General features: G+C 66.1%; 1 protein-coding gene. It reads right to left on the minus strand.

The features are described from left to right. Positions 1-414, minus strand: a 414-nt coding sequence (locus tag AACY08_RS29950) for a hypothetical protein (protein ID WP_339472706.1), incomplete at its 3' end; no start/stop codon positions are given. Positions 415-436: the final 22 nt, after the last annotated feature.

Below are 436 nucleotides of genomic sequence, written 5' to 3' on the forward strand. Positions count from 1 at the left end.
GACGGTGAAACCGTCATTTTTCCACGTAATGCTGCGCGCGGTCATCGCCGCGGGGACAGCATCATTGTCATGGGTGATCTGGACCGGTGCTGTGACCGGCCCGGCAAAGATCGCCGGGGCATGCGTGAAGTCCTGCGCGACGGTGGCGACCGTCAGCCCTTCCGCACTGAACGCGGCCTTGGCATCGCCCGCGGCGAGACTGGCGGGGCGGCTCCAGCCGAGACCGTCGGCGCGTTCCCCGGCAAAGGTGAACAGACCCATCCGGTCGCCGCTGAGCGCGGTGCCGCGGATAAACCGATCCTTCCACACCAGCGACGTAACCGTCAGCGTGCTGTGCGGCATAAGATATTGCGGCTCGCCACCGGCGAAGGGCACGGACCACACATCGCCGCCGACCGCGCCGAAATCGCTCATCTGCCCGCCAATATAGGCGACT

This window comes from Pseudomonas sp. EL_65y_Pfl1_R83, from assembly GCF_963970695.1.
In the GTDB taxonomy this organism is placed as follows: domain Bacteria; phylum Pseudomonadota; class Gammaproteobacteria; order Pseudomonadales; family Pseudomonadaceae; genus Aquipseudomonas; species Aquipseudomonas tritici.